The organism is Candidatus Zixiibacteriota bacterium, assembly GCA_029860345.1.
Taxonomy (GTDB): domain Bacteria; phylum Zixibacteria; class MSB-5A5; order GN15; family FEB-12; genus JAJRTA01.
Map to the genome: position 1 here is coordinate 128692 of JAOUBJ010000017.1, position 6417 is coordinate 135108.

Here is a 6417-nt window from a genome sequence, read left to right on the forward strand (position 1 = left end):
AAATTCACCCTTCGACTGCGCTCAGGACGACACGGTCAAGCCGTGTTCTTGTGGCTTCGCCACGTGACGCGTGGTGCGCATGAAGTGCGAGAAAGTGATTTATCACCGCGTCGCGCATGAGACCCATTTATGGGCCATGTATGGGTCAGGGGTTGATCTCAGCTTTGGTCTTGGCGGCATCGGCCTGGATTTTTGGCCAGTACCAGGGCGTCAGCTTCTTTATCCAACGCTCATGCACGTTGGCTCTGGCCGTGTCGCCTGAGACAGCCGAGTAGAAATACAGATCTTTGTGCGCCTCAAAAACCAGAGAATCCTGAGCCAGGACCCTATCCAGCAAGCGCACGGCCATCTCATGCTCACCCACGAGCAGGTGGCTGAAAGCCTTCTGATAGATGACATACGGATTGTACGGCGTCGGCGAAATTTTCAGAGCGCGGGCGTACTGCTCAATAGCCCGTTGTTGCTCACCGGCCACGTAATAGTCCAGACCCTTCTTGTAGTACTGGACATACTCGACCGGGTAGGTAGGAATCAACGATCCAGCTATTTCTCTGACCCGTTTGAAAGCCGGGACAAGAGTGCCGCCTCCAACTGAATCGGTCGGGTAAAACCAGCCAATCGTTCGATAGGCATTCAAAAACTCAGGGAACAAAAGCAACGCCCGCTCGGCCGGCGCCGATGGTTTCACCCCGGTGGAAAAAACAATGTAATCCGGCGCGCGGGTCAGCAGATACTTGGTGTTGTGTTTTTGCTCTTTCCATGTCGTGGTCATTCCCTTGATGGGTGGTTCGGAATGGCGTGCTATAGTGGAGTCGGTCAGGCCGAGCAAATCGATTATCTCATGACCGAGCAGTTCATAGCCAAAAATGCCGATAGTTGCCACTGCAACCGAAAAATCAGTGCTATCCGCCTCGATCATCCGTTGACCCATGTATTGCATCTTGCGCATGAACAACTTCTCAGTTCGATTGTAGGTGGTCACGTGGCTCCAGGGTAGACTCACGGTCAGCACCAGCATGGTGAGAGCGACCAGTGAATAAACAAGGTAGCGTGCTTTGCGTTTCAGTTTTTCCGCGACCATCTGCACCGAGAGGGCAACCAACAATCCGTAACCGGCCATCAAGGGGATGAAAAAGCGGTAGACTTTCAAAACGTCGCCGCCGACCAGGACCACGTAGGCGGTGTAGAGAAGTACGAACAGATAAACGGCCCGGAAGGACTTCGATAAGCGGCCCCAGAAAACCAACGGCACCAACATACCAATGCCGTAAAAGCCACAGTCAGCGAAGAACTTACCGGCATATTCTAAACCGTTATATAAATAGTCCAGGTGCGGACCGGTCTTGGCAAAAAAAGGATTGGGGAAGATCGAACCGTAGTAGACAAACTTGAAAACTGCGTATGGCAACGAAAGTACGAAGGCCACAAGCACCATGCTACCTGAGTAGCGAGGCAGACGGCGTTCACTGACCGCCTCGATCAACATCAAAAGACCCGCCACCAGCGCTCCCTCCGGACGGACCCAAACGCCCAGTATTATCGGCAGGAGCAGCCAGCGACTGCGCAGGAGGAAACAGTACAGCGAGGCCAGAACACAGAGCGCGAAAACAGCCGTCTCAAGACCGGCCGGTGACCAGTAGGCCAGCGCCGGATTGGCTGCGACCAGATAGGTGGGCAGCAGAGCGATGTAAATGTCCTTGTTGTCAAAGAGACGACGGGCCGTCAGATAGGTCAGAATGATAATCCCTGCACCAGAGAACAATCCGGTGAGCCGTGACACCAGAATAAAGTCCATTTGCAGTGCGCCGGCCAGCGCCATGTATATCACCCAGCCGAAATTGGTAAAGCCCTCGATCCTCTCCCCTATGTTGTACACCAAGCCGTGCCCGTTGAGCAGATTGGCTACGTAGCGATACGAGATGTAGGCATCATCCTGGATAAACCAGAACTTGCGGGCCAGCCATCCGAAGATCAGCAAGGCCGGGACTGTGGGTGCAAGCGACCTGAGAAAATTTATCAATCCGGTACCGTCATCCTATGTTGGCCGACGAGTTGCTCGAAAAGACTAAGATATCGTTTGACCGACAGACGCCAAGAGAAATCTTGCTTCATTCCGGCTTTCATGATTTTCATCCAAAGCCGACGGCGGGCAAAAGACGTGAGGGCTCGGTCCAGGCTTCCAAGAAGAGCTTCGGGCGTCTCTTCGTTAAACACAAAACCAGTGCCGCTTCCGTCCTCGGGGTCACAATCCACCACCGTGTCGACCAGTCCACCGACTGAGTTTACAATCGGCACCGTTCCGTATTTCAACGAATACATCTGGTTGAGTCCACAAGGCTCGAACAACGACGGCATGAGGAAAATATCTGCAGCTCCTTCGATCAAGTGGGCCAGGCGTTCATCGTGGGCCAGATAGACTTTGAGCTTATCGGGGTACTTATTTTCAAGCATGGTCAGGAGTTTGTGGTACTTTTCCTCCCCCGTGCCCAGAACGACCATCTGCAAATCCATGGCAAACATGCGATCAGCAGCATCCCGAATGAGATCGAGACCTTTCTGGTGAACAAGCCGGGTAATCATCCCGACCAGCGGAGTCCCCTGGCGTACCGGTAGTCCGGCTACTCCCAACAACTCGATCTTGTTCATTCGCTTGCCGCTTAAGTTGGCGGGATGGTATTTGTGGGGCAGCAGGTTGTCGCGCGAGGGTGACCACGAGCCGTAATCGACACCATTGAGAATTCCATGTAGGTCCCCGCTTCGTTCTCTCAGGACGCCATCCAGCCCGCATCCGAACTTGCCGGTCTGAATCTCCTGTGCATACCGGGGCGAAACTGTGGTGACCTGGTCGGCCAATACGATACCACCTTTGAGATAACTCATCTGACCGAAGAACTCAAGCGAAGCTGTCGGCTGGATCAGGCCGTCACTCAGTCCCAGGACATCAAACCGTGCAGCATCGAAATTTCCCTGGTGGGCCAGGTTGTGTATTGTCAGGACCGATTTCGTGTCGGCAAAGAAAGGGTCCTCCGAGTAAACTGTTTTCAGATAAACAGCCACCAGGGCCGTTTGCCAATCATGCAGGTGAACTATATCCGGTCTGAAAGCCAGTTTCCGCGCCGTTTCGAGAATGGCTCTGCTGAAAAACGCAAACCGTTCGTCGTTGTCGACGAAGTCCTGTTTGGTGTCGTGATGTCCGTACAGTCCGCGACGGTTGAAGTAATCGGGATTGCCCACAAAATAACACTTGAGACCACTCTTCCGATCAACGGCCCGGCTGAGGCTCATGACCACGTGCTTGTCGGCGACCGGTATTCTGAGCGTCCAGCCCAAAGGCTCAAGATGGTGATCGGCCGTGTCCAAAAACCCGTAGTGCGGGATGAACACGCGCACATCGTGACCCTGACCGGCCAATGCCTGCGGCAAAGCGCCGATGACGTCACCCAGCCCGCCCGTCTTGGCAAACGGCACCATTTCCGATGCAGCCAACAGAATTCGCACCTTAGGCATCCTTTCCCAAAGCTTGAGTATCCTGCCGTTGACGCCACTGCTCCACATCAACCTCGCGCAAAAAGGCTGCCGATTCTTCGGGCGGGGTGGGGTTGATGTGGAAGCCTGAGCCCCATTCGAAACCGGCCACCCGGGTCAGCTTGGGGATTATCTCTATGTGCCAGTGGTAGTGCTCGTGGTGTTCTTTCGAAACCGGCCGGGTGTGCAGCATATAATTGAAGGGCGGATCATTGAGCGCAGCCTTCAATCGTGACAGCGTGTCCTTGACCGCTCGGGCCAGCACAAGCACTTCGTCATCGCTCATCTCAAGGAAACACGACTGGTGCGTCTTGGGCAGAAGCCAGGTCTCAAAGGGGAATCTCGGTGCAAACGGTTGTACCGCCAGGAAAGCATCGTGATCGGAAACCACGCGCTCACCTTCGGTCAAGTCCTGCCGGACAATGTCGCAGAAGATACAGCGCTCCTTGAAGTCCCAATACCGTTTGGCGCCGGTTATTTCTTCGGCGACACTTTTGGGAATGATCGGCGTGGCGATCAGTTGACTGTGGGCGTGCTCCAAAGATGCCCCGGCCATCTCGCCGTGGTTTTTGAATACCAGGATGTACTTGAAACGGCGGTCCCGCTGCAAATCGAACATTCGCTCACGGTAAGCCCAAAAAACGTCGCGCACCTCTTCGTCGGTCATGTCGACCATGTCGCGGGCGTGATCCGGTGTTTCGATGAAAACTTCGTGGGCGCCTACGCCGTTCATCTTGTCATAGATGCCCATCGGTTGACGATCCAACGTACCTTCGACCATCAAGGCAGGGTATTTGTTGGGCATTACACGCAGAGTCCAGCCCGGTTGGTTGGGTTCGGTACCATCCTTGCGGTAGGCCAGGATTTCAGGCGGAGTGTTGTCTTCGTGGCCGGGACAAAAGGGACACATGGTGGCAGCGCTGCGCTGTGACACCGAGGTGAACGAACTGGGACGTTTGCCGCGCTCACTTGCGATGATCACCCAGCGACCGGTGATGGGGTCTTTACGAAGTTCCGGCACTAGTGTCTCCCGGTATGGCAGGCTGCTCAAAACCCGACAACGCCATCATCCTCATTGATATCATCGGATAGCTTGCGCAACAGTTCGATTTCCCGATCCGATAATTTGTGGTTACGTCGCTCCGCGCTCGTTGTCGCCGTCTCGATCGCCTTCTCGATATCGTAACGTTGGTAGGCGCCGGAAGTGCCCCAACTAAACGAGGGCACTTCTTTGTCGGCAATCAAAGCACCGCCGAACAGGTTGCAACTGACACCGATATTTATCCCGGTGTTCAACAGCGTACCGATACCGAACTTGGTGTGGTCGCCGATAAACGAGCCGACCTTGATCGAGCCGGTGTCGATCATTTTGCCGCCGACACTGACGCGGATGTTTGAGTAGTTGTTTTTCAAATCTGAATTGGTGGTCATGGCGCCGAAATTAACCCACGGACCGACATAACTGTGACCGATAAACCCTGCGTGATACTTATTCACGTAACTATGAAAGATGCTCTCTTCCACCTCTCCCCCAACGCGACAAGTGTGCCCGATCGACGAAGCTACGATCTTGCCGGCCACGACAACCGAGTTGGGCCCGATATAGCAGGGTCCATGAATCGCGGACTGGGTGTCGACACGACTGTTGCCGCCAATGTAGATCGGTCCCTCCGACGCATCCAGAAGTGCGCCCTGGGCCACCCGCACCCCGGGTTCGACTATTATGTTTTCGGGATTGACGATAAACACCCGCGAGGGCATCTCGTTTTTGTGGGTCAGCGCATCTTTCAGTCTCAGGAAGTCGGTTGTGATCTCCCCACCGATGTCGGCCATGATCTCCCAGCAGTAGTTGTAGAGGCTGGCTGTCGTCTCGCGGGTAGTAACATCGGCCGATTCTGCTTCGAGGAGTTCCTGGTATTCGCGTTGGGTGGCCACCGAGGGGGCCAGCTTGAGCAGCCCTCGTTTGAAAAGAACGGCCACCGTTTCATTCTCGTGAGTGAAAACACACGATCCTTCGCTTGCGGAGATCAACTGAGACAGGTCGCCGTAATCTCGAACGCGACCATTGAGCAGCAGAACGCCGTCCTCGGATTTCTTGATAATGTTGACCGGCATATCGCGATGTCTCTCGGCCAGGCGCGGTGAGACCTGGGTGCGGGCGGCAAAACAGAGCTCGGCATCATTGAAGTAACGCTCGGCTCGTTTGAACATTGGGACAATCCCGGACCTCAGTGTGTAGACAGGACGCATATATGTCAGAGGGTAGAATTGATCGAAAACGGCATCTTCGTAGAAACAGATTCTCAAAGGCATCCTTGTCCTCGCTGTTTACAGTCCAAACTGTACTTATCGGCGCAATCCGGACGCAGACTTAGTAGTCCGAAAAGATGGTGAGTTGGGGGATCAGAGGCAAGTATAAAGAAGAACCAGAAAAACCGCAGGTCGATGGGTGGCCGTCTAAAAGCCTCGACTCCGCTCGGCATGACACCTAGCCAACGAATTGAGATTGCCGCGTCGTCTCGCGTAGCGCGGGGCTCCTCGCAATGACGCTGGTGGCGCAAGTCAGGATGAAACATGAAACAGGCTTGCCTGTCACCCCCAAACCGGGTTTGAGGGTGCCACCCGATGTGCCTCTTGCGTTGTGCCCGCCGAGCCGTAGGTCGAAACCCCTGTGGTTTCGACATCCCGCGCTGCGCGGGATTCTTCTTGTGCCCCGGCCCTGTTTGTGCCCGCCGAGTCTTCAGACTCGGCGTCAAGACAACAGCTTCACCCTTCGACTCCGCTCACCTATGAAAAGGTCGTAGTCAACTGTTTTTCTATACACGCTCGCTTTCGCTATACACCGTACACGGGTACGACTCACCTATTCGGGCCAATATGCCCATGATTTTT

Annotated in this window: 4 protein-coding genes; all 4 read right to left on the minus strand. The window is 54.7% G+C overall.

The window, feature by feature from the left end; translation table 11 throughout:
* Window positions 1-145 precede the first annotated feature (145 nt).
* The 4 genes from OEV49_15590 to OEV49_15605 are packed head-to-tail and all read right to left on the minus strand — an operon-like array spanning window position 146 to window position 5832.
* Entirely contained in the window at window positions 146-2020 is a 1875-nt protein-coding gene (locus tag OEV49_15590; protein MDH3892487.1) for a hypothetical protein, read from the minus strand.
* On the minus strand, window positions 2017-3498 hold the full coding sequence (glgA, locus tag OEV49_15595; GenBank protein ID MDH3892488.1) for a glycogen synthase GlgA: 1482 nt from the start codon (window positions 3496-3498) through the stop codon (window positions 2017-2019). Before glgA ends, OEV49_15590 begins: the two co-directional genes overlap by 4 nt.
* Window position 3499: 1 nt before the next feature.
* On the minus strand, window positions 3500-4546 hold the full coding sequence (galT, locus tag OEV49_15600; GenBank protein MDH3892489.1) for a galactose-1-phosphate uridylyltransferase: 1047 nt from the start codon (window positions 4544-4546) through the stop codon (window positions 3500-3502).
* Window positions 4547-4572: 26 nt separating this feature from the next.
* The gene (locus OEV49_15605) at window positions 4573-5832 is read right to left on the minus strand and encodes a putative sugar nucleotidyl transferase (protein ID MDH3892490.1); all 1260 of its coding nucleotides are present in this window, start codon (window positions 5830-5832) and stop codon (window positions 4573-4575) included.
* Window positions 5833-6417 lie beyond the last annotated feature (585 nt).